Source organism: Methylobacterium sp. Leaf456 (genome assembly GCF_001425465.1).
Classification (GTDB): domain Bacteria; phylum Pseudomonadota; class Alphaproteobacteria; order Rhizobiales; family Beijerinckiaceae; genus Methylobacterium.
This window is the reverse complement of the sequence record NZ_LMQV01000002.1, coordinates 326,796-350,187: the sequence shown is the minus strand read 5'-3', so window position 1 is coordinate 350,187 and position 23,392 is coordinate 326,796. Positions and strand designations below refer to the sequence as shown.

The 23,392-nt window shown below is 69.5% G+C and carries 21 protein-coding genes; 15 read left to right on the top strand and 6 right to left on the bottom strand.

The features are described from left to right. Position 1 precedes the first annotated feature (1 nt). The 5 genes from ASG52_RS03795 to ASG52_RS03775 all read left to right on the top strand — a co-directional run bounded on the left by ASG52_RS03795 (position 2) and on the right by ASG52_RS03775 (position 6,966). Positions 2–343 (top strand): hypothetical protein, encoded by a 342-nt coding sequence (locus ASG52_RS03795; RefSeq protein WP_056239192.1) that lies wholly within the window; start codon positions 2–4, stop codon positions 341–343. A 583-nt stretch (positions 344–926) separates the two neighbouring features. Then, positions 927–1,655: a hypothetical protein gene (locus ASG52_RS03790; protein WP_056239190.1), complete on the top strand. Its 729-nt coding sequence runs from the start codon at positions 927–929 to the stop codon at positions 1,653–1,655. After that, positions 1,652–3,979, top strand: a complete 2,328-nt coding sequence (locus ASG52_RS03785; protein ID WP_056239188.1) for a TnsB C-terminal domain-containing protein — start codon at positions 1,652–1,654, stop codon at positions 3,977–3,979. Before ASG52_RS03790 ends, ASG52_RS03785 begins: the two co-directional genes overlap by 4 nt. 111 nt (positions 3,980–4,090) lie before the next feature. Continuing rightward, positions 4,091–5,131 (top strand): TniB family NTP-binding protein, encoded by a 1,041-nt coding sequence (locus ASG52_RS03780; protein ID WP_056239185.1) that lies wholly within the window; start codon positions 4,091–4,093, stop codon positions 5,129–5,131. Beyond that, a complete protein-coding gene (locus tag ASG52_RS03775) occupies positions 5,128–6,966 on the top strand; it encodes a TniQ family protein (RefSeq protein WP_056239183.1) in 1,839 nt (612 codons plus the stop codon). Before ASG52_RS03780 ends, ASG52_RS03775 begins: the two co-directional genes overlap by 4 nt. 693 nt (positions 6,967–7,659) lie before the next feature. Here the strand turns inward: ASG52_RS03775 and hpxZ are convergent. The 4 genes from hpxZ to ASG52_RS03755 are packed head-to-tail and all read right to left on the bottom strand — an operon-like array spanning position 7,660 to position 10,344. After that, complete coding sequence (hpxZ, locus tag ASG52_RS03770) at positions 7,660–8,046, bottom strand: oxalurate catabolism protein HpxZ (protein WP_056239182.1); 387 nt, start codon at positions 8,044–8,046, stop codon at positions 7,660–7,662. After that, the gene (locus ASG52_RS03765) at positions 8,046–9,458 is read right to left on the bottom strand and encodes an AtzE family amidohydrolase (protein WP_056239181.1); all 1,413 of its coding nucleotides are present in this window, start codon (positions 9,456–9,458) and stop codon (positions 8,046–8,048) included. Before ASG52_RS03765 ends, hpxZ begins: the two co-directional genes overlap by 1 nt. Beyond that, positions 9,455–9,655, bottom strand: coding sequence for a DUF4089 domain-containing protein (locus ASG52_RS03760; protein ID WP_056239180.1), 201 nt, complete (start codon positions 9,653–9,655; stop codon positions 9,455–9,457). The genes ASG52_RS03765 and ASG52_RS03760 overlap by 4 nt, the downstream gene beginning before the upstream one ends. A 26-nt stretch (positions 9,656–9,681) precedes the next feature. Beyond that, positions 9,682–10,344, bottom strand: a complete 663-nt coding sequence (locus ASG52_RS03755) for a cysteine hydrolase family protein (RefSeq protein WP_056239520.1) — start codon at positions 10,342–10,344, stop codon at positions 9,682–9,684. Between the two features lie 389 nt (positions 10,345–10,733). Between ASG52_RS03755 and ASG52_RS03750 the strand changes: the two genes are divergently transcribed. From ASG52_RS03750 to ASG52_RS03715, 8 genes are all read left to right on the top strand, one after another. Next, the gene (locus tag ASG52_RS03750) at positions 10,734–11,762 is read left to right on the top strand and encodes a hypothetical protein (RefSeq protein ID WP_056239177.1); all 1,029 of its coding nucleotides are present in this window, start codon (positions 10,734–10,736) and stop codon (positions 11,760–11,762) included. 2 nt (positions 11,763–11,764) lie between these two features. Continuing rightward, on the top strand, positions 11,765–13,330 hold the full coding sequence (locus ASG52_RS03745; protein WP_286158928.1) for an ABC transporter ATP-binding protein: 1,566 nt from the start codon (positions 11,765–11,767) through the stop codon (positions 13,328–13,330). After that, complete coding sequence (locus tag ASG52_RS03740; RefSeq protein ID WP_056239174.1) at positions 13,320–14,411, top strand: ABC transporter permease; 1,092 nt, start codon at positions 13,320–13,322, stop codon at positions 14,409–14,411. The genes ASG52_RS03745 and ASG52_RS03740 overlap by 11 nt, the downstream gene beginning before the upstream one ends. Beyond that, positions 14,411–15,337: an ABC transporter permease gene (locus tag ASG52_RS03735; RefSeq protein ID WP_056239171.1), complete on the top strand. Its 927-nt coding sequence runs from the start codon at positions 14,411–14,413 to the stop codon at positions 15,335–15,337. The genes ASG52_RS03740 and ASG52_RS03735 overlap by 1 nt, the downstream gene beginning before the upstream one ends. A 457-nt stretch (positions 15,338–15,794) precedes the next feature. After that, entirely contained in the window at positions 15,795–16,901 is a 1,107-nt protein-coding gene (locus ASG52_RS03730; RefSeq protein WP_056239167.1) for a BMP family ABC transporter substrate-binding protein, read from the top strand. Between the two features lie 307 nt (positions 16,902–17,208). Next, on the top strand, positions 17,209–18,348 hold the full coding sequence (locus ASG52_RS03725; protein WP_056239164.1) for an ABC transporter permease: 1,140 nt from the start codon (positions 17,209–17,211) through the stop codon (positions 18,346–18,348). Beyond that, positions 18,345–19,265: an ABC transporter permease gene (locus ASG52_RS03720; protein WP_056239161.1), complete on the top strand. Its 921-nt coding sequence runs from the start codon at positions 18,345–18,347 to the stop codon at positions 19,263–19,265. The genes ASG52_RS03725 and ASG52_RS03720 overlap by 4 nt, the downstream gene beginning before the upstream one ends. Positions 19,266–19,274: 9 nt before the next feature. Continuing rightward, complete coding sequence (locus ASG52_RS03715; protein WP_056239157.1) at positions 19,275–20,294, top strand: formamidase; 1,020 nt, start codon at positions 19,275–19,277, stop codon at positions 20,292–20,294. A gap of 8 nt (positions 20,295–20,302) precedes the next feature. On the opposite strand, the gene ASG52_RS03710 is transcribed toward ASG52_RS03715, so the two are convergent. After that, positions 20,303–20,602 carry a BrnA antitoxin family protein gene (locus ASG52_RS03710; RefSeq protein WP_286158927.1) on the bottom strand — a complete coding sequence of 100 codons (300 nt, stop codon included), beginning with the start codon at positions 20,600–20,602 and terminating at the stop codon, positions 20,303–20,305. Continuing rightward, on the bottom strand, positions 20,592–20,936 hold the full coding sequence (locus ASG52_RS28735) for a BrnT family toxin (RefSeq protein WP_286158941.1): 345 nt from the start codon (positions 20,934–20,936) through the stop codon (positions 20,592–20,594). The genes ASG52_RS03710 and ASG52_RS28735 overlap by 11 nt, the downstream gene beginning before the upstream one ends. On the opposite strand from ASG52_RS28735, the gene biuH reads away from it, so the two are divergent. Together biuH and ASG52_RS03695 are read left to right on the top strand one after the other, a co-directional pair. Continuing rightward, positions 20,868–21,587 (top strand): biuret amidohydrolase, encoded by a 720-nt coding sequence (gene biuH, locus ASG52_RS03700; RefSeq protein WP_056239149.1) that lies wholly within the window; start codon positions 20,868–20,870, stop codon positions 21,585–21,587. The two genes, ASG52_RS28735 and biuH, sit on opposite strands and share 69 nt — an antisense overlap. Positions 21,588–21,592: 5 nt before the next feature. Then, positions 21,593–23,149, top strand: coding sequence for an ABC transporter ATP-binding protein (locus ASG52_RS03695; protein ID WP_056239144.1), 1,557 nt, complete (start codon positions 21,593–21,595; stop codon positions 23,147–23,149). Positions 23,150–23,392 lie beyond the last annotated feature (243 nt).

Genomic DNA, 23,392 nt, shown 5'->3' with positions numbered 1-23,392 from the left:
GATGACGCTGCACACAAGCCCTACCTCGGCACTGACGCAGTCCGGCTTCACGCCGACGCAGGCCAACGCGTTGGCCGCCGCGATCGAGCGGTCAGCTGCAGGCGCAGTCGACGATCTCCGACACGACCTGGAGAGCTGGCACATCCACCTGGCCCTCTACCTGTTGATCCAGATCGGCGTGGTGCTGCTCGTCATGCTGCTCGTGCAGACCATGCGGGAGCCCGGATATCGAGCTCTCACGAGCGTTCCGGCCCATCGGACCAATCAGATGAGCCGGCCTGCGTCGGCGATTCATGGTGAATCGCCAGTAAACCTTACTCGATTCGCAATGTTTCGAGCCTGAACAGACCCGCCTCGGAACAAAAAGCCGAGTCCGGCCAAGCGGTTGACTCGACAGCGATTCCTGGCGAATCGCACCCGCTTCAGGCCCGCGGAGGCGCATCCGGGAGAGCGATGCTGCTAGTGCCGCGCCGCGATTTACGCTTAAGTTTTGCGGTGAGCGGCGGCAGAGGCCGACCAGCTACGAAGAGGAGACCGCCATACGCAGTCTGTGATCTTTCCGGATCACCAGGGGACGCCCGACGCCACATCGGACGCCCCCCATCGGTGATAACCAGAGTGCCGACGCCAAAGCCCTAGAAAGCTTGTCGGCCATCCCAACCACGAGATGAGGATGCTGTGATCCTCCAGTGCGATGAATCGCACTGGACTGGCACATGCTGGAGCGTCGCATGTCGATGACAGCGACGCAAGCGCCTGCGCCAAGTTTTGGGAGCCGGACCAGCTCCAAGGCAATCCCAGCATCCTCCCGTCCACGAGCCCAGCCGTCATCCCCCCTGCGCCGCATCGCGCCGCAGATCCCCGACGGCTGTCCGCTCCCGCTCGCGTCGCCGACCGGCAACGTGACCCCAGACGAGAGGATACCCATGTCCGAGACGACAAACCCCATGCCCCTCGAGGGCCCGAACGAGCCAGACGCGTCGTTCACGCCGCCCACCGCCTCGACCGCCTCGCGGACGATCACGTTGCGCTCCAAGGGCTCGCTCCGCGGCAGCCTGGTCACGACGACCGACCATCGGCAGCTCACGTACGAGAGCACCATCGAGCGCAACGCCGCTCACCTGCTGCTCGCCCGGCGTGACGTCGTCCGCCTGGACGATCAGCCGCCTGCCGTCGCGTTCGTCCTCCCCGACGGCACACCCAGCCACCACACCTTCGACTTCCGGGCTCACCTCGTCAACGGACGCCGCATCGCGATCGCCGTCAAGGACGAGGAACGCGCCACCAAGTATGATCTCGCGGGCTTCCTGCGGCACATCGCGCCGCAGATCCCACGCGACTTCGCCGATGGCCTCGCTCTGATGACCGAGCGACGGATGTCGCCGGTCTCCATCGCGAACGCCTGCCTCTTGCACGCCGTTCGGCGGGATCCCCCGAGCATGGCCGATGCCGCCATCCGCGACATCGTCAGAACCATCACGGGCGATGCGTGCATCAGCGACCTCGTGGCCAGGAGCGGCCATGGAGCTGCCGGCTTCCGCGCCGTCGTGCGGCTCATTGGAACCGGTGACATCGTGTTGCTGCGCGACGAGCGCATCGGCCATGCGAGCCGCGTCGCGGCGGCCTCCCGCACCGATTGGGAGGGCGCGCGATGAACCTCCCCATCGTACCGAATGCTGCGAACCTGCGGCTCCAGAAGTCCGACGGCCTGACGGTCGACGGCACGCCCTACCGCGTGATCGGCGAGACCGAAGCCGGCGTCGTCCTCCACAACGTCGACAGCGGGATCCACGAGGGCTTCGAGCGCGAACGCCTCGCAGCGCTGTCGCTCGCCGGCCGGATCGAGTTCAGCGCCCGCCACCACGGGGCCCTCGCGGTCCGGACGCGGCTCGAAGCCGGGGCGAGTTCCCTCGCCGGCCTGCCCGATAGGGATCAGTCAGAGATCGCCCGCAAGCTCGACTGGGTCACTCGGATCCTGAAGCGAGAAGCCGCGCAGAAGATCGATGATGCAAGCAAGCCGCGCCGCGAGCGTGGCCCGCGGCTTCGCTCGAAGGCTTGGTTCGAGGCGAACCTCCCCGAGATCGAGGAGGAGATCAACTCGGACATAGCGGCGCGCGGCCGGCCGCCCTCCGCGGACGGCAAGCCCGCCAAGCCCAGGAAACCTCGCTCCGGTGGCAGGAAGGCTGGGTACGAGGGACCTGGGTTCCGGAGAGCGCGCCAGTGGCTGGCAGCCTACGAGCGGGCGGGTCGCAGCCCGCTAGCGCTGCGGCCGAAGCTCCACCGCTGCGGCAACAGGACACCGCGCTACGCCCCCGAGGTCGAGAAGCTGCTGCTCGAGCACGCAGCCGGCTTCGCATCCGGCTTCGAACGTGGCTTCGTGTCCGAGAAGAAGCCGACCCGGGAGGGATGCCACAAGAAGCTACGCGCGGCCCTCGACGAGTTGAACGCGCAGCGCGTGGAGCAAGGGCTCCCGTCCTATGCCGTGCCGTCGGATCGAACGCTCTCGCGCCGCATCGCCGCCCTCGACGAGTTCCTCGTCATGGCGGGACGGGAGGGCGTCGAGGCGGCCACCCGCACGCATCGCTTCATCGTCAGCCAGGCCGAGGCACTCCGCCCCGGCCAGCGCATCGAGATCGACGAGTGGAAGATCGACCTCTTCGTCCTGCTCTCGAGCACTGACCTCCTCGACGGACTGTCCCAGGAGCAGAAGGACGAACTCAGGAAGCGTCGCTGGATACTTTGCGTCGCGATCGACGTCGCTACGAAGTGCATCCTGGCCTTCCACCTCGACGCGACGGCGAGCGTCCGGAACGCACTCTCGACCCTGGAGATGGTGGCTTCCGACAAAGGTCACCTCGCCGTCGCGGCCGGAGCGCGCTCCGCTTGGGATGGCATGGCCCTACGCCCCGAGGTCGTCGTCACGGACAGCGGCTCGTCGTTCATCGCCGAGGAGTTCCACCTCGCCGTGATCGCCCTCGGCAGCGCCCACGACGTGCCTCCCGCCGGGATGCCGCACCTGCGCGGGACCGTCGAGCGCATGCTCCGGACGATCAGCCTCGGTTTCATCAGGGAGTTCACGGGCCAGACCTTCGCGAACTCCGTAGCCCGCGGCGACTACCCCGCGCTGGATCGCGTCAGCGTCCCGATCGAAACCGTCGCGATGACGCTCGTGCGTTGGGTGCTCGACGCCTACCACAACCTACCCCATGCGGGTCTTGGTGGTGAGACGCCTGCGAATGCCTGGAAGCGGCAGACCGACCTGTACGGCGTCATCCCGGTCCCGGGTCGCAACGAGCGGCGCGCGATCTTCGGCCTGCGGCTAGAGCGGACCCTCGGACGACACGGCTTGCGCTTCATGGGCCTCGACTACCGGGCCGAGGTACTGCGCAGGCATTACTTGAAGCGGGGCGGCGTGAGCCTCGCCGTCAAGGTCGATCCGCAGGACATCGGCGCGATCTCGATCGAGATCGACGGCACGTGGCACGAGGCCCGCGCGGCGACCTCCGGGTTCGACGGGGTCCGCCTCGCCGATCACATGGCCCTCTGCGCGCGGCTCCGGCAGCAGTACGCCGACCAGGCGCGGATGAGCGAGGCGGCCGTCCTCGAGGCGCTTCGCGCGATCCAAGCCCGGACGAGCGAGGCCGAGCGGGCGGCGAACTTCCTGACGCGGTTCGCCGAGCCGGAGGACATCGCGCGCGCCGAGAAGGATCTTCTCGAGTTCGCGATCCCAACCGACGCGGACTTCGCCGGACGCGCCGTCGTCGATCCGCTCGCTACCGCCATCCCCACCGGTGATCCACTCGCGGCCGCCATCCCCGTCAGCGGAACTGTCTCGGGCCCAGGCGGTGACGCTTCCGCTGGCGAGCCCGCCGCGCCAGCCACCCCGCGGCGACCGCGGAGACCGACCCTGCGCGTCGATCCCGACGAAGGCGGGCGGCCCGCGCCGAAGAAACGTCCCGGCCTCAGCATCGACGACTGACGCCGCGCCGTCGGCGGCGGGGGCAATCCCGCACGGGCCGCCAATCGACCAACCCCGATGTTTACCAAATAGGAGCACGCCGTGAGCAATTCACATGATTTGCGGATCGTCATGGAGAAAGTCAGGAGTAAGTACGTCGCCTCGAAGATCGATAGGGAGCTCGGGGAGGCGATCGCGCGCCTCCTCGTCAACCACGCCTTCCGCGCCAACCTGACCATTGGGAGCACCAACGAGAACCGGCCCGAGGGACGCCTGCTAGTCCTGACGGGACCGAGCGGGGCCGGGAAGACCAAGACGTTGACGCGGGTGATCCGCCGTCACCCGCTGCTGCAGGGGTACGACCTCGACGGTCCCGATGGGCTCCTCGTGTCCGTGACCGTCACCTCGCCCTGCACGCTCAAGCAGCTCGGCCGCGATACAGTGAGCACAGTCGGCTATCCCCTGGAGAGGGATATCAAGGAGCACCTCGTCTGGGAGCGCACACGGTTCCGCTTGAAGGACCGGAAGAAGATACTGCTCATCTTCGACGAGATGCAGCACATCACCCAGACCGTGAACGCCGCCGAGCAGGTTAAGGTCGCCAACACCATCAAGGACCTGATGATCAACCTCGAATGGCGGTCGTCGATCATCGTCTGTGGCTTGCCCGCCGTCGCCGACTTCATCCGAGGTGACGAGCAGCTGAAGCGGCGAGCGACCTTCCTGCAGATGAAGCATTTGCGGATGCCGGACGACAATGAGGATATCGCCGCCATGATCACGGGCCTGGCGAAGGTCGCAGGGCTCACCGCCCAGGGTGACGACGAGATCGCGCCGCGCCTCATCCACGCCGCCGGCGGTCGCCTCGGCGTCGCGGTCGAGGTTACCCAGGACGCCATCGAGATGGCGCTCGTGCCAGCCTACCTCGAATCCGATGAGGCCGACGACGAGATCGCCCTCCACGGGTCGCGCGACGCAGCCACACCCGGCGTCCTCGCCATCCACCACTTCGCTAAGGCCTTCGGGAGGCGTTCCGGCAATGCCGACGACGAGAACCCGTTCGTCAGCCGCGACTGGACCGGCACGACGGCTCCGAAGCCCACGCCGCCGGACGGGCCGACGCAACCTCGTCGCCGGCGCTCGCGCAAGACGTCGGGAGGGAACGGTCGATGAGCCCCGTCCTTGCCCTGCGCTGCCGTCTCGCCCCCGGCGAGTCGGTGTCGAGCTTCACCGCGCGGCTGGCCGAGCGCAATGGCGTTCGGTCCGCACGCGACTTCTGCCTCGATATGGGCATGACCTTCCAGGCCTGCGTCGACGGCGAGCCTACGGCGCTCGCGAAGCTCGCGATCCTAACGGACATACCCGTCAAGGCTCTCGAACAAGCCTCGCTCCGGCGCGACGGCATAGACTTCCGCCTGCGCGGCGAGAGCCTCGCCAGACGTTCGGTCAGGCGCGCTCGAATCCACGCATGCCCTGCCTGCCTGCGGGCCGACATCGAGGCAGCCGCAGGATGCGACGAGCCCGCCCCCTACGGCCGCACGGAGTGGCTGTTGCGCGTCTTCCGGGCATGCCCGGTGCACGCTTGCGCGCTCGTCGAGATCGGCCGCGAAGAGCTCGACGGTCCTCACGCGCTGCACGACTTCGCCTTGCACATGCGGGGGCGCGAGGCCGAGATCGCACGGCTCGCCGACGCGGCCGTTCCACGGACGCCGTCAGCCCTCGAGGCCTACGTCCGCGATCGGCTCGAAGCGACCGCGCGAGGGGGGACGTTGCTCGACGGGTTGGACCTGCACGCCGCGATCACGACCTGCGAGATGCTGGGTCTGCTCGCAACCCGGGGACCTGCGGCGAAGCTCAGGTCGCTGACGGAGGAAGAGTGGCATGACGCCGGCGATGCCGGCTACTGCTTCGCCCGCGGAGGCGAGGAGGGCATCCGTGCGCTCTTCGAAGAGGTATGGCGAGCCCATCCGTTCGGTGGACGCGGGGGCGAGGGACCCCATGCCGCCTTCGGCCTCCTGTACGAGTGGCTGGCCCACGACCAGGAAGGTGCGGCCTTCGACGCTGTCCGCGGTATCCTTCGCCGGTTCATCGTCGAGACGGTACCGGTCGGACCGGGCGACGATGTCTTGGGCCAACCCGTCGAGAAACGGGTGCTGCACTCGATCTACACCGCGTCGCGCGAGTACGGTCGTCATCCCAAGCGGCTGCGGAAAGTTCTCGCGGCTGCCGCCCTGATCGGCGAGGACCATCAGCGCTTCGCCGATCACCTCGTGACCTTCGATGCAGAGCGTGCCCGCAGCTTCCTGGTGAACGATGAGACCTGCATCCCGCTTAAGGAAGTCGCGACGTACCTCAACGCCGGCCGTGTCCCGGCACAGATCCTAACCGCCCAGGGCTTCGTCACCCCGCTCGCCGTTCACACGGGCGGACGTGGTCGGCGCAGGGCGAGCTATGCCACCGCCGATCTCGACGCCCTTCTCGCGCGCCTGCTCGACGGAGCCGAAGCCGTCACGGGCACGCGGGACCAAGCCTACCCTATCCCCTTCGCCGCGAAGCGCGCCAACTGTTCCATCGCCGAGATCACACGGTTGATCCTCGATCGAAAACTCACCTGGATCGGCCGTCAGGCGGGCGTCGACGGTTATCTCTCGGTCCTCGTCGACCTGCCGGAGATCAAGCGGCACGTCCACGGCCCCGCGTACGAGGGTATGACCGCACGCGCCGTCGAGAAGATCCTGAAGACGTCGACAGCGGTCGTGACAGGCCTGATCCGGGAAGGGTTCCTGCCCCGTCGGACAGTCATCAACCCGATCAATCGCTGTCCCGTCGACCTCATCAGCCACGCGGACCTCGATACGTTTCGTGCGAAGTACGTCTCGCTGTCCGAGTTGGCGAAGACCAGGGGAGTATGGCCGGGGGCGCTGGTAGAAGCTCTCACCGGCGTTCCACCCGCGATCGAGAAAAGCCGCGTAGGAGCGGCTTTCTATCTTCGGGAGATCGTAGAGTAAAACGAAGCGTATGTATTATTGCAACACTGAACCCCGGCCCTGACCGGGGCTTTTTGTTGTCGTGACCTCCTCCAGGGCTGCTACGTGGGACGCTACTTTGCGTCGTCCAGGTCGATACTATGGTTCGGAACTGCTCCGAGTATGGGTCGCATTCCTAGGCCAACCCAAGCAAAAACAGGCACTTACAGGGGGCTTCGTGTAATACTATGGGTCGCCTTACAAGTTTGATCCCAAAAAGAGGGGAGATTGAACCCTTCGCCATAGGCAAGTTTGGTCCCTACCGTCCGAAACCGCGAAATCGGTCGCACATTCTGGATCGGATCGAACTAGCCCACCACGGCAAAAAGAGCGGGCCGTGACCTCAAGGTCCGGCCCGCTTCCATTTCGGCTCGTCCGCATCGGCATGCCCGGCGCGCCGTTTCCCTGGCCCTTCGGAGCCCAAACGCGTGCCTCATCTTCGCGGGCGACGATGCCCACGGGAAAGTGGCCGGCGATGGGAAATGCCGATGAAATGCGAGATCGAATTCCTGCCCGTTGGAGGTGCCACGAAGGCAGGCGATGCCATCGTCATCCGCTAACCCCCACAGATGGTCGTCGGTGATGGATCGGATCTACTGTTCTCCGCAGGCTTGAGAAGCGCACCGAGCCACACGACCTCGGCGGTCGGGCTTTTGCGGCGAGCGTGCAGCACCTTCAAATCGGCCGGTCGATCACGCTCACATGGGCGGCCACCACCTTCCAACCGTCGGCGAAGCGCAGCCAAGTCTGGCTCTGGCGCCCGATCCGGCCAAGCGCGTCATCCCGCGTGAACAGGGTCATCGCCACGGCGATGTCTCGTCCGTAGGTGGTAATGACGGTATCACTCAGAGAGCGGGCGAGACCCGTTGGTGCGCGCAAGCGGCGAAAGGCGCGGATCGCGTCCATGCCGTAGAGGTTCTCGGCCGCGCCGTAGCGGATCGTGCGGGGATCGTCGTGGAACAGGGCTTCCAGCACCGCCACGTCGTTGCCGACGAGGGCGGCCTCGTAGTGCGCGAACACCGCCTCGACCTCGGCCTTCACCGCGGGATCGTCGATCACCATCAGGCCTGCTCCAGCGCGGCGACGGGCGCGCGCGAAAACCCCTCGCGTTCGAGATGATGCGCCACCCGCAGGGCAAGGTCCTCGCGCCAGGGCGCGGCGATGACCTGCACGCCGAGCGGCAATCCGCCATCGAGCCGGACCGGCACCGCGGCGACCGGCAGGCCGACGAACGAGATCGGCTGCGTGAACAGGCCGATATTCGGGCGCACCGGCAACTCCACGCCGTCGAGCACGAAGGTCGCCTGCCCCGAGCGCGGCGCCCGGCACGGCGTCGAGGGGGCGAGGATCACGTCCACCGTCTCGAACAGGGCGAGCACGGCCGTGCGGTACCAGCGGCGGAAGCGCTGCGCCCGCTCGACGAAGGGGGCGGGCAGCATCGCGCCCGCGATCAGCCGGTCGCGCACCGCCGGATCGAAGTCCCGCGCCCGCGTCCGCAGGCGGTCGAGATGGAGCGCGGCCCCCTCGGCGGCGGTGATCAGGTAGGCCGCCGCGCGGGCGCGCGCGGCTTCCGGGATCTCGACCGTACGGGTGATGCCGAGCGCGCGGGCGCAATGGGCGACCGCCTCGAAGGCGTCGGCCTCCCCGCCCCGCGCAAAATAGCCGCCCGCCACGGCGATCCGCAGGCCGGCCGCACCCTCAGTCAGATGCGGCGTGACGGGTTCGGGCGGGCGTGTGGTGGCGACGGGGTCGGCGGCGTCCGGGCCCTGTAGGGCGTCGTAGGCGAGCGCGAGGTCGAGGGTCGTGCGCGCCATCGGCCCGAGATGGTCGAGGCTGCCGACGAAGGGGAAGGTGCCGGCGCGGCTGAGCCGCCCGTAGGTGGGTTTCAGCCCGAAGCAGCCGCAGAAGGCGGAAGGGACCCGGATCGAGCCGTTGGTGTCGGAGGCGAGCGCCAGCGGCACGAGGCCGGCGGCGATCGCCCCGCCCGAGCCGCCCGACGAGCCGCCGGACATGTGCCCGAGGTCGTGCGGGTTCAGCGTGTTGCCGTCATGAACGTTCTCGCCGGTGAAGTCGTAGGCGTACTCGCCCATGTTGAGCGCGCCGACGAGCACGGCGCCCGCCGCCTCCAGGCGCGCGATCAGCGCGGCGTCGCGGGTCGCGGGCGGATGTGCCCGATTGATCCGCGCGCCTGCGCGCGTCGGCAGGCCGGCGATGTCGAACAGGTTCTTGGCCGCGAACGGCACCCCCGCGAGCGGGCCCGGCGCCTCGCCGCGGGCGCGGGCGGCATCGAGCGCCCCGGCGCGGCCGAGCGCGCGCTCGGCCACCACGTCGGTGAAGGCGTTCACGCGCCCGTCGAGGCAGGCGATCCGCGCCAGCGCGGCTTCTGTGACGGCGTGGGCGGTGACCGCGCCGGCGGCGAACGCCGCGGCGATGTCCGCGGCCGGGGCGGTGCTCCAGTCCGTCACCGCGCTCACGCCGTGAACACCGGCGCGGCCTCGGCCTCGTCGGGCAGCGGGAAGGCGCCGACGGTCGCGGCCGCGGCGTGCAGCACCCGCAGGTTGGCCGCGACCGGCGCGATCCAGGCCGGATCGAGCGCGATCCCGAGGGCGCCGGCCACGGCGCCCGCATAGGCCTCCGGATCGAAGGCCGGCGGGGTGGATTCGTCGCACATGCGGTTCTGGCCCCCTGCCTCTGCCGTCATCGGAGCGCGGCGGTGACGGCGGCGGACTCGGCGACCCAGCCGAAGATGCCGCCCTGGGCCTTGATCATGGCGAGCCCGGCCTCGTGGAAGGCCGGGATGTACGAGGCGCAGGCATCCGAGACGACGACGCAGCGATAGCCGCGGTCGTTGGCCTCGCGCACGGTGGTGTGGACGCAGACTTCCGTGGTGACGCCGCAGACGATCAACGTGGCGATGGCCCGCTCTTCCAGCAGGGCGCCGAGACCGGTGGCGTAGAACGCGCCCTTGCCCGGCTTGTCGATCACCGGCTCGCCCGGCTGGGGCGCAAGCTCGGCGACGATGTCGTGGCCGGGCTCGCCGCGGATCAGGATGCGGCCCATCGGCCCCGGCTCGCCGATCCGCAGGCTCGGCGCGCCGCGCTCGCGCTTGGCCGGCGGCGCGTCGGAGAGGTCGGGGGCGTGGCCCTCCCGCGTGTGCACCACGAGGAGGCCCGCCGCCCGCGCGGCGGCGAGCAGCGCCCGCGTCGGCGGCACCGCGGCGGCGAGCAGCGACACGTCGTTGCCGAGGCTCTCGCCGAAGCCGCCGGGTTCGAGGAAGTCGCGCTGCATGTCGATGACGATCAGCGCCGCCGTCGCGAGATCGATCGGCAGGGGCGACGGTTCGGCTTCGAGGACGGGCATCGGTTGGGTCTCGCGGGCCGCGATCCGGGCGGGGCGGATCGAAGTCATCATCGTCCGCCGGCCGCAAGACGCGTGCCCACCCCGCCCGACGACGCGGCACGCGAGCCGCCGGTATGGCTTCGCCGGACAATGATGCAGATGCGCGCCGATTGGGCAGAAATAGAGTCCGAGATCAGGCCCGATGTTCGGCTGCGCGGCCCGGCCGTGATCTGATCAATCCTACCCGCGCCATGGTCACGACCGACTTGCCCCGTCGGCTCGACCGGCTCGGGACCGGAAAATGTTGCCTTTATGTGACGCGCGGGGCCGCCATCGCGGCGCAAGCTTGCCCTGGCATATCGGTTGCTGCCCGCCACACACGGGATTGCGAAGAACTAAAGGGGACGGCCATGGCGGCTCGGGGGCTCACGGCGGGTTTGGCGGCGGCACTGTCGCTCGCCCTGGTCGGACAGGCGGCGGCGGCCGACCCGGCGATGGAGAAGGTGCGCAAGGGCGTCGCGCCGGTCGAGGCCGCGCCGGTCAAGCCGGTGTCGTTCTTCCTCTTCGCCGACACGCAGGTCAGCTACCGCTACTCGTTCCCGGCTTCGGAGCCGGGCGTCCCGAGCACCAAGAGCGCCGACCCGCTCGCCGGGCGCGACATTCCCAAGCACATCCTCAACATCTCGCACGCCGATGCCTGGGAATACGGCACCAACTTCTTCTCGCTCGACATCCTGAAGTCGGGCAGCCAGGACCCGGCCGGGACCTCGAACGGCCCGGGCGGCGCGAACGTCGTCTACGATTACGGGGCGACGGAGGCCTACGGCCTGTATCGCGGCACGCTCAGCCTCACCAAGCTGACGGGGGCGACGTTCTTCGCCTATCCCGGCCTGATCAAGGACGTGTCGCTGTCGTTCGGCTTCGACATGAACGCCAAGAACACCGTGTTCGGGCCGATGAAGCGCGACGTGGTCGGCGGCCTCTCCTTCGCCATCGACGTGCCGGCCGGCTTCCTCAACGTGGCGGTGCACGCCTACAAGGAGTGGAACCGCAACGGATTCGTGCCCGAGCCGTTCCGCAGCGTCGAGTTCAACACCGTCCCCGAGTTCGAGATCGTCTACAGCTTCCCGCTCGATGGATTCCTCGGCGGCTTTCCGCTGAAGCTCGCGGGCTTCAACAACATCGTCCTGCCGAAGGGCAACGGCGGCATCCCCGGCACGGCGCCGACCAACGTCGAGTTCCTGTCCCGCACCAACCTCGTGCTCGACGTGGGCAAACTGGTCTGGAACCAGCCGGGCAAGCTCGATGCCTTCGTGGGCTTCCAGTACTGGCGCAACAAGTTCGGCGTCGACAAGGATATCGGCTTCGCGCAGGGCGGCGCCGGTCCGGGCGCGGAAGAGAAGTCGTTCCTCGCCGGCATCTCCGTGCACGTGTTCTGACGGTGAGCGCATCGGGGCCGACGCCGCTCTTTGCCGCCTACGGCATCGTCAAGCGCTTCGGCGCCTTCACGGCCAATGACGGCGTCGATCTGGAGATCAGGGCCGGCGAGATCCACGCGCTGCTCGGCGAGAACGGCGCGGGCAAGTCGACCCTGATGAAGATCCTCTACGGCCTGCTGGAGCCGAGCGAGGGCGTCGTCACGCATCGCGGCGACATCGTGCGGCTCGGCAGCCCCGAGGCCGCCCGCGCGCTCGGCATCGGCATGGTGTTCCAGCACTTCTCGCTGTGCGAGAACCTGACGGTGGCCGAGAACATCGCGCTGGTGATGCCCAAGTCCCTGAATGGGCGGGCGTTGCGGGAGCGGATCGCCCGGCTCGGGCGCGAATACGGCCTGCATCTCGATCCCGAGCGGCCGGTCTGGTCGCTCTCGGCGGGCGAGCGCCAGCGCATCGAGATCGTGCGCTGCCTCTTGCAGGACCCGAAGCTGATCATCCTCGACGAGCCGACCTCGGTGCTGACGCCGGGCGAGGCGGAGGGGCTGTTCGCGGTGCTGGAGCGACTGCGCGACGAGGGTCGGGCGCTGCTCTACATCTCGCACCGCCTCGACGAGGTGCGCCGGCTCTGCACCCGCGCCACGATCCTGCGGGCGGGCCGCGTCGTCGGTGCCTGCAATCCGCAGGACGAGACCGCCCGCTCGCTCGCCGCGATGATGGTCGGCACGCAGGTGCGCGCCGTGACGCCCAAAACCGCGCCCGCGGGGGGCCGCGAGCGCCTGCGCTTGGAAAAGCTCGACCTGCCCGCGCCGGGCCTGCACGCCACGCCGCTCCGCGCCATCTCGCTGTCTGTGGCGGGCGGCGAAATCCTCGGCATCGCCGGCATTGCCGGCAACGGGCAGGCGGAACTGTTCGCCGCGCTGTCCGGCGAGACCCTGGCGCCGCGGCCGGACGCGTTGCGGATCGACGGTGCGGCGGTGGGCCGGCGCGGCATCAACGCCCGCCGCCGTCTCGGCGCGGCCTTCGTGCCGGAGGAGCGCAACGGCCACGCCGCCGCCCCGTCGATGCGCCTGTCGGAGAACGCGCTGCTGGCGCGCCACGCCACCGCGCCGCTCGCCCGGTTCGGCCTGCTGCGCCTCGGCGCGGCGCAGGAACTGGCGCGGCGGGTGATCGAGACCTTCGAAGTGCGCAAGGCCGGGCCCGATCCGGCTGCAGGCACGCTCTCGGGCGGCAACCTCCAGAAGTTCGTGGTCGGGCGGGAAATCCTGGCCGAGCCCGGCATCCTCGTCATCAACCAGCCGACCTGGGGCGTCGATGCGGCGGCGGCCGCGCAGTTGCGCCAAGCCGTGATCGATCTCGCCGCCCGCGGCGCCGCCATCCTCGTCATCAGCCAGGATCTCGACGAGTTATTCGAGATCGCCGATTCGATCTCCGTCCTACACGACGGCACCCTCTCGCCGCCGGTGCCGACCGGGCGGACGAACCGCGCCGCCATCGGCCTGCTGATGGGCGGCGCGAGCGATGCCATCCCGGCCCCGCAGAGCCGCTCGGAGGCGCTGGCGCATGCGTCTTGATCTGATTCCCCGCGCCCGCCGCTCGCCCTGGCTCGACGCGCTCACCCCCGTGCTGGCCTTCGCGCTTGCGGTGCTGATCGGCGGGATCGCCGTCTCGGCGCTGGGCGTCGCGCCTTCGCAAGCCTTCCTCACCTACTTCGTCGCCCCGTTGAGCGAGGTGTGGTCGATCCAGGAGGTCGCCCTGAAGGCCGCGCCGCTGGCGCTGATCGCGACCGGCCTCGCCTTCTGCTACCGCGCCGGCCTGTGGAACATCGGCGCGGAAGGGCAGTACGTCGTCGGCGGCCTCGCGGGCGGGATCGTCGCCATCGCGGCCCACGGGATGGAGGGCTTCAGCCTCTGGGTGCTGCCCGCGATGCTCGTGGCCGGCACGCTCGCCGGGCTTGCCTACGCGATGATCCCGGCGCTCTTGAAGGTGCGCCTCGGCGTCTCGGAAATCCTGACGAGCCTGATGCTGGTCTACGTCGCGCAGTTGCTGCTCGACTACATGGTCCGCGGCCCCCTGCGCGACCCGAAGGGCTACAACTTTCCCCAGAGCGTCGGCTTCGATTCCTTCGCCCGGCTCCCCTATCTCATGGAGGGCGAGTCGCTGCATGCGGGCGTGCTGGTCGCCGCGCTCGCCCTCGCGCTCGCGGCTCTGGTTCTGGCCCGCACCCTGTTCGGCTTCGAGGTGCGGCTCGTCGGCACGAGCCCGCGTGCGGCGCGCTTCGCCGGGTTCTCGCAGGCACGGCTGACGCTGGCCGTCTTCGCGATCTCCGGCGGCGCGGCGGGGCTCGCCGGCATCCTCGAAGTGGCCGGCCGCATCGGCCAGCTCCAGCCCGAGATCTCGCCGGGCTACGGCTTCACCGCGATCATCGTCGCCTTCCTCGGGCGCCTGTCGCCGCCGGGCATCCTGATCGCGGCCTTCGTCATCGCGCTCACCACCATCGGCGGCGAGAACGCGCAGATCGACCTCAAGCTGCCCCTCGACCTGACCCGCGCCTTCCAGGGCCTGCTGCTCGGCCTCGTGCTCGGCGCCGACGTGATCGCCCGCTGCCATGTCCGGCTGGTGCCGGGCGGCCAGGCCGCGCGCCCGGAGGTTTGATGACCCTCGACATCGTCCAGATGGTGCTCGTCACCGTGCTGACGGCGGCGACCCCGCTGATCCTCGCCGGCATCGGCGAACTCGTCACCGAGCGCGCAGGCGTGCTCAATCTCGGCGTCGAGGGCATGATGGTGCTGGGCGCCGCCGCGGGCTTCGCGGTGGCGATGCAGACCGGCTCGACCGGGCTCGGGGCGCTGGGCGGCGCGGGCGCGGGCGTCCTGCTGGCCGCCCTGTTCGGGGTGCTGACGGTGGGGTTGGCCGCCAATCAGGTCGCCTCGGGGCTGGCGCTGACCATCCTCGGGCTCGGGCTCTCGGGGCTTGTCGGCGCCTCCTATGTCGGGATGAAGCGCGAGCCGGCGCCGCATCTGGCGCTGCCCGGCCTCACCGACCTGCCCGGCATCGGGCATCTGTTCTTCGGGCAGGACGCCTTCGTCTACGCCGCCCTGGTGCTGGTCGTCGCCGTGTGGTGGTTCCTGGGGCGCACCCGCGCCGGCCTGACGCTCCGCGCGGTGGGCGACGACCACACCGCGACCCACGCGCTGGGCGTGAAGGTGCGCAAGGTCCGCTTCCTCGCGGTGCTGTTCGGCGGCGCCTGCGCCGGGCTGGCCGGCGCCTACCTGTCGCTCGCCTACACGCCGTTCTGGGCCCCCGCGATGACCGCCGGGCGCGGCTGGATCGCCCTGGCGCTCGTCGTCTTCGCCTCCTGGCGCCCGTTTCGGGTCGCGGCCGGCGCCCTGCTGTTCGGCGGGGCGACCGTGCTCCAGCTTCACGCCCAGGCCGCCGGCCTCGGCCTGCCGGGGCAACTGCTCTCGGCGATGCCCTACCTCGCGACCATCCTGGCCCTCGTCCTGCTCTCCCTCGGCCGCCGCCGCGGCGGCTCGCCGGGCCCGGCCGCCCTCGGACAGGTTTTCACGCCGAGCCGGTGAGAGGCGCCGCCGTTTGCGTGCATTCCCTCGCCCCGCACGCGGGGAGAGGGCCGCGACGACCTCGTCGTCGGCGCGGCGAGGCGGCAGCCGAAGGTGAGGGGGCGCATGCGGTTGCGCTGTATCCTGAGATACCCCCTCACCGCCGCTTCGGCTTCGCCTCCGCTTCCTGCCTGCACGACAAGGTGAAGGCAGGCCTCTCCCCGCCCGGCGGGGAGAGGGGGGAGCCAACGGGCCTCGAAGAGATCGATTGGTTGTCGTACGGGCACGACGGTGCAGCTGCCTGCCGCGAAACTATGCAAGCTTTGGCCATGCCGCTGGGCGATGGCTCCGCCATTGTCAATTTTTCGTGCAGATGTGAGAAAATTCTTCCCGCCAAATGTTCCGGCGCGTCGCCCGGCTGGATTGGGTCCGACTTTTGCACCGGCTCCGCCGGCATCGTCGAGACGGAACCGAACGCGTGGCAGCTCCAACCTTCTCCCGCAGACATCTTCTCGGCGGCGCGGCCGCGCTCTCGCTCGGCACGCTGCCGTTCGGTCGCGCACGGGCGGCGGGGCCGCTGACGGTCGGCTTCATCTATGTCGGACCGAAGGACGATTACGGCTACAACCAAGCCCACGCCCAGGGGGCTGCCGCGCTGAAGGCGCTGCCCGGCGTGCAGGTGGTCGAGGAGGAGAACGTCCGCGAGACCACCGATGTCCAGAAGACCATGGAGAGCATGATCAACCTGGATGGTGCCGGGCTGATCTTCCCAACCTCGTTCGGTTATTTCGATCCCCACGTTCTGATCGAGGCCAAGAAGAACCCCAAGGTGCAGTTCCGCCATTGCGGCGGGCTCTGGACCGAGGCCAACCCGAAGAACGCCGGCTCGTATTTCGGCTACATCGCGCAGGGGCAGTACCTGAACGGCATCGTCGCGGCGCATGCCTCGAAGTCGAAGAAGCTCGGCTTCGTCGCGGCCAAACCGATCCCGCAGGTGCTCAACAACGTCAACGGCTTCCTGCTCGGCGCCCGCAGCGTCGATCCCTCGATCACCGTGCAGGTCATCTTCACCGGCGAATGGTCGCTCGCGGTCAAGGAGGCGGAAGCCACCAACGCCCTGATCGACGGCGGCGCCGACGTCATCACCTGCCACGTCGACAGCCCGAAGGTCGTGGTCGAGACCGCGGCGCGCCGCGGCGCCTTCGTCTGCGGCTACCACGCCGACCAGTCGGCGCTGGCCAAGGGGAAATACCTCACCGGCGCCGAGTGGAACTGGGCCTCGATCTACAAGGGCTTCGTCGCCGACATGCAGGCCGGCAAGGCCCCGCCCAATTTTTTGCGCGGCGGTCTGCCCGACGGCTTCGTCAAGATGAGCCCCTACGGACCGGCGGTCTCCGAGGAGGCGCGCAAGAACGCCGACGCGGTCAAGGCCGAGATGATGAAGGGGGGCTTTGCCATCATCAAGGGCCCGCTCAAGGACAACCGGGGCAACGAGATCGCCGGCTCCGGCAAGGCGCTCGCCGAGAACGCGGCCGAGCTGGAGAAGACCAACTACCTCGTCGAGGGCGTGAAGGGCTCGGCCTGACCACCTGTCCGACTGATCGCCTCGGACGCCGTCGGTTCCCCCCTCTCCCGCACGCGGGGAGAGGGTCGCGACGACCTCGTCGTCGTCGCGACAAGCGGGAGCGGGGGTGAGGGGGCTTCGACGGGTGAGGCTCGTCCGGGCAAGCCCCCTCACCTTCGGCTGCCGCCTCGCTTCGGCGACGACCAGGTCGCCGCAGCCCTCTCCCCGCACGGCGGGGCGAGGGGATGCGCGGCCGACCGAAGCGATTGACCACGAGTGGCACGGTTTCTGCCCCGCCCGATGGTGAGGAATGCGACGATGACACGCGATGTCCACCAGCGCTGACACCACCGCACTACCGCTCGCCGAGCCCCACGCCTCGGCCGGGCTTCAGCTCCGGGCGTGGCTCGCGCGCCGGGCCGAGGTGGTGGCGATCCCGGTCGGCGCGGTGATCGTCGGCTTCCTGCTGTTCTCGTTGTTCCTGCTCGCGCTGGGAAAAAGCCCGCTCGCCTTCCTCGATCTCGTCTGGCGCGGCGGCTTCGGCTCGCCGTTCGCCCTCCAGAACAGCCTGCAGCGGGCCGCCCCCCTGCTGTTCGCCGCGCTCTGCGTGGCGCTGCCGGCCCGGCTCGGGCTCGTGGTGATCGGCGGCGAGGGGGCGATCGTGCTGGGCGGCCTCGCCGCCGCCGCCGCCGCGATCCCGCTTCAGGGCGCCCCGCCGTTCCTCGCCGTGCCGCTGATGGCGCTCGCCGCCGCGCTCGCTGGGGCCGCCTGGATCGGCGGCGTCGGGGCGCTGCGGGCCTATCGCGGCGTCAACGAGACCATCGCCAGCCTGCTGATGTCCTACATCGCCATCGCGCTGGCCAACCACATGATCGAGGCGGTGCTGCGCGACCCGGCGAGCCTCAACAAGCCCTCGACCCCGCCGATCGGCGAGGCCTTCGCGGTCGGCCCGCTGCCGGGCCTCGACGTGCATTGGGGTCTCGGCATCGGCGTGCTCGCCTGCCTCCTCGCCTATGGCCTCACCGAGCGCACGACTTTGGGCTTTGCCGCCCGCATCGCCGGCGGCAACGTACGGGCGGCGCAGATCCAGGGGTTGCCGGTCGGGCGCCTCGTCGTCGGCTTCACGGCGCTCGGCGGCGCCTGCGCCGCGCTCGCCGGCTTCTTCGAGGTGACGGCGGTGCACGGCAACGCCAACGCCTCGCTCAATGCGGGCTTCGGCTATACCGGCATCCTCGTCGCGTTCCTCGCCCGCCAGAACCCGCTGGCGATCCTGCCGGTGGCGTTTCTGCTCGGCGGCATCGAGGCGTCGAGCGGCCTGATCCAGCGGCGGATGCAACTGCCCGACGCGACCGTGCTGGTCCTCGAAGGGCTGCTCTTCCTCGTCGTCCTGACGAGCGAGACGCTCTACGGCCGGTTCAAGCCGTTCAACCCCCATCTCTGGGCCGAGAAGCGCGAGACGGCTGCATGAGCGACGACCTCGGCCTCTGGACCGTCCTGCTCGCGGTGATCGGGGGCGCCATCCGCGTCTCGACGCCGTTCCTGTTCGTCAGCCTCGGCGAGACCCTCACCGAGCGCTCAGGAAGAATCAATCTGGGGCTCGAAGGCACCCTCGTCTTCGGCGCCATGGCGGCCTACGCCACTGCCGTCATGACCGAGAGCCCGTGGGCGGGCGTCGCGGTGGCGGGCCTCGCGGGCGGCGTCTTCGGCCTGCTGCACGGCTTCATCTGCCGCTTTCCGCGGGTCAACGACGTGGCGGTCGGCATCGCCCTGATGCTGTTCGGCTCAGGGCTCGCCTTCTTCCTCGGCAAGCCGTTCATCCAGCCCTCGGCCCCGCCGCTCCCCGCGATTCCCTTCGGCTTCTGGTCCGACCTGCCGCAGGTGCAGGCGGCGCTCCGCGTCAACGTGCTGTTCCTCGTCGGCGCCGCGCTCAGCGTCGCCCTGTGGTGGGGTTTTCGCAACACCAAGGCCGGGCTGATCGTGCGCGTGGTCGGCGACAGCGCGGATGCGGCGCGGGCCATGGGCTACGACGTCGATCGGGTGCGGTGGCTCGCCACCGCGGCGGGCGGCGTCTTGGCCGGCATCGGCGGCGCCTACCTGTCGCTCTACTATCCGGGCTCGTGGAACGAGGGCATCTCGTCGGGCCAGGGCCTGATGGCGGTGGCGCTCGTCATCTTCGCCCGCTGGAACCCGCTCGCCTGCTTCGGCGCCGCCCTGCTGTTCGGCGGCGCCGGGGCGCTGGGGCCGGCGCTGCAATCGGTCGGCATCTCCCAGGGCTACTACCTGTTCTACGCCGCCCCCTACGTGCTCACCCTGGCGCTCCTGATCGCCACCTCGTCTCCCGACCGGGCGCTGGCCGGCGCACCGGGCGAACTGTCGCTCAAGTAAGGACATCACATGAACGGTCTCGGCGGACTGAACAAATCCCCGAACGGCGTCGTCATCGGCCTCGTGCAGCTCCAGTTGCCGACGGTCGTCACCCCTGCGGACCTCAAGGCGCAGACGGATCGCATCGTCGCGATGGTCGGGAAGGCGCGGGCCAATCTCGGCACGATGGACCTCGTCGTGTTCCCCGAATACGCGCTCCACGGCCTGTCAATGGACACCAACCCGGAGATCATGGTCTCCCTCGACGGGCCGGAGGTGGCGGCCTTCAAGCAGGCCTGCCGCGATCACCGGATCTGGGGCTGCTTCTCGATCATGGAGGCCAACCCCAACGGCAACCCGTACAATTCCGGCCTGATCATCGACGATACGGGGGAGCTGAAGCTTTATTACCGCAAGATGCACCCCTGGGTGCCGGTCGAGCCGTGGGAGCCGGGCGATCTCGGCATCCCGGTGATCGAGGGGCCGAAGGGGGCCAAGCTCGGCCTCATCATCTGCCACGACGGCATGTTCCCCGAGATGGCACGCGAATGCGCCTACAAGGGCGCCGAGATCATGATCCGCACCGCCGGCTACACCGCGCCGATCCGCGAATCCTGGCGCTTCACCAACCAGTCGAACGCCTTCTGCAACCTGATGGTGACCGCCAACGTCTGCCTGTGCGGCTCCGACGGCAGCTTCGACTCCATGGGCGAGGGCATGATCGTCGACTTCGACGGCACCGTCATCGCCCACGGCACCACGGGGCGCGTCGACGAGATCATCACCGCGGAGGTGCGGCCCGACCTCGTGCGCGAGGCCCGCGCGCATTGGGGCGTCGAGAACAACATCTACCAGCTCGGCCACCGCGGCTATACCGCGGTGAAGGGCGGCGCCGGGGACTGCCCCTACACCTACATGCACGACCTCGCCGCGGGCCGGTACCGCCTGCCGTGGGAGGAGACCGTGAAGGTCACCGACGGCACGGGCTGCGGTTTTGCGGCGCCGACGCGGGTCTACGGCGAGAGGCCGAGGCGGGAGGCGGCGGAGTGAGCGCCGCCTCAGCCCTTCTTCAGCGCCGCGAGCATCTCGCGGCGCAGGATCGCGTTGAGGCGCGTCTGGTAGCCGGGGCCCTGGCGGCGCAGCCAAGCCAGGACGTCGGAATCGATGCGCACCGTCGTCGCGGTCTTGGTCGGGCGGTAGTATTTTCCGCGCACGGCCTCGCCCCAGAATTCCTCAGTCAGGGGCGGGATGTCGCTCGTGTCGATCGCCTCGTCCGGCAGGGCGTCGAGCGCGGCGAGTTCGGCTTTCAGCGCCTCGGTCAGCGGCGGCAGATTCGTCAGATCGACCTCAAAACTCACGAGTTTCCCGCTCGTAGCGGCTTCGCTCGGTGCGGTCGGCACGTCGGGCCGAGATGATGCGGACGATCTCAATTTCCCTGCCATCCTCGTCCCCCTCGCGCACGGTGTTGACGACCACGAGCACCGCGACGCTGCCCATGGAACCGATCGCCCTCCAGCGCAGCTCTCCGCCCTCGATCCCGTCGGGCGCCGTCATCACAAACGGATCGTCACGACAAGATTGCTGCGACGAACCCCCTTGGACAAGCCACCGACCGGAGGCCGCATGAGCGCCGCTCTCGTCCCCACCGCCGAGGCGCCCGAGGCCGGGCTCACCGTCGAGGCCGAGCCCTATCCCTGGCCGTTCGACCGCGACCTGCGCCCGGCCAACACGGCGCTCGTCATCATCGACATGCAGACCGATTTCTGCGGCAAGGGCGGCTACGTCGATGCCATGGGCTACGACCTCGCGCTGACCCGCGCGCCGATCGAGCCGATCCGGCGGCTGCTGGCGGCGGCGCGCAAACGCGGCTTCCACGTGATCCACACCCGCGAGGGGCACCGGCCGGACCTCGCCGATTTGCCGGCGAACAAGCGCTGGCGCTCGCGCCGGATCGGGGCCGGCATCGGCGATCCCGGCCCCTGCGGGCGGGTGCTGGTGCGCGGCGAGCCCGGCTGGGAGATCATCCCCGAGCTGGCGCCGCTTCCCGACGAGCCGGTGATCGACAAGCCCGGCAAGGGCTCGTTCTGCGCCACCGATCTCGAACTGATCCTGACCACGCGGGGCATCCGCAACCTGATCCTCACCGGCATCACCACCGATGTCTGCGTCCACACCACGATGCGCGAGGCCAACGACCGCGGCTTCGAATGCGTCATTGTCTCGGACGGCACCGCGGCGACCGATCCGGGCAACCACGCGGCGGCGCTGAAGATGGTGACGATGCAGGGCGGCGTGTTCGGTGCGGTCGCCTCCTCCGAGGCGATCCTGCGGGTCATCGGGTAAGCGCCATGGCGACGATCCCCCCGCCCGCCCCGCTTCCCGACGGTGCCATCGGCGTCGAGACGGTCGGCATGACGAAGCGCTTCGGCGGCTTCACCGCCCTCGACGACGTGTCGATCCTCGTGCCGCCGGGCGGCTTCCACGCGTTGCTCGGCGAGAACGGCGCGGGCAAGTCGACGCTCGTCAAATGCGTGATGGGCTTCTACGCCCCGAGCAGCGGTTCCGTGCTGATCGACGGGCGCGAGGCCGAGATCAGCGGGCCGAAGGGCGCGCAGACCCGCGGGCTCGGCATGGTCTACCAGCACTTCACCCTGGTGCCGTCGCTGACCGGGGCGGAGAACCTCGTCATCGCCCGCGCCGACGCCCCCGCGATCCTCGACTGGCGGACCGAACGGGCGAAACTCGCCGCCTTCATGGAGCGGATGCCGTTCCGGCTCGATCTCGACCGGCCGGTGGCCGAACTCGCGGCCGGCGAGAAGCAGAAGCTGGAGATCGTCAAGCAGCTCGCCCTCAAGGCCCGCTTCCTGATCCTCGACGAGCCGACCTCGGTGCTGACGCCCGACGAGGCCGAGGAGGTGCTGGGGCTGCTGCGCGGCCTGTGCGACGCGGGCGCGCTCTCGGTGCTGATGATCAGCCACAAGTTCCGCGAGGTGGAGGCCTTCGCCCGCTCGTTCAGCGTGCTGCGGCGCGGGCGCCTCGTCGGCGGCGGCACGGTCGGCGCGGTCTCGCGCGACGACATGGCGGCGATGATGGTGGGCGAGCGCTCCGTGCGTACGCTCGCCGCCCGCATCGGCGAGCCGGAGGCGGCCCACGACGTGCTGCAAGTGGAGGGCCTGAGCGCGACCGACGTGTCGGGCCTGCGCCGGATCGACATCGCGGATCTGCGCGTGCGGCGGCGCGAGATCGTCGGCATCGCCGGCGTCTCGGGCAACGGCCAGAAGGAACTCGCCGACGTGCTCGGCGGCCAGATCCGGGCGACCGGCGGACGCGTCGCGGTCCAGGGCGAGCCCTATCGCGGCAGCCGGACCGAGAGCCGCCGCCACCGGGTGCGCTTCATCCCGGAAGAACCCTTGCGCAACGCCTGCGCCCCGCGGATGTCGGTGTCCGAAAACCTCGCCTTCCGCGCCTTCGACCGCCGCGGCGAGGACATCGAGGCCCGTCCCATCTTCTGGCTCGACCGGCGCGGCATGGGCCGGCGGGCCAAGGACCTGATCGCCCGCTTCAAGGTGAAGACCGCTTCGTCCGAGGCGCCGATCGCCACGCTCTCGGGCGGCAACGTGCAGCGCGCGGTGCTGGCCCGCGAACTGACCGACCCGGTCGATCTCCTGATCGTGGTCAACCCCTGCTTCGGCCTCGATTTTTCCGCCATCGCCGAGATCCGCAACCGCATCGTCTCGGCCCGCAACGCGGGCGCCGCCGTGCTGCTGATCAGCGAAGACCTCGACGAGATCCTGGAGCTGTCCGACCGCATCGTGGTGATGTCCGAGGGGCGCCTCGTCTACGAGACGCCGGCGGCCACCGCCGATTCCGGCACCATCGGCCGCCACATGGCCGGGCATCACTGATATCGTTTCCGATTGCTCGCTTCGGTATCGCCACCTCCGTCATCCCGGGGCCGCGCAGCGGAACCCGGGATCCACCCGTGATGCGGGATGCCTGGCCGAAGTCGGACCGTCGCGGCCAGTTGTGGATTCCGGGTTCGCCTTCGGCGCCCCGGAATGACGGGCTTGGGTGCGTAATCCGAACGCATAAAACGGAAGCGGCATGAACATCGGGGGACGCTGGCCCTGGTCTTGCTCCCGCTCACT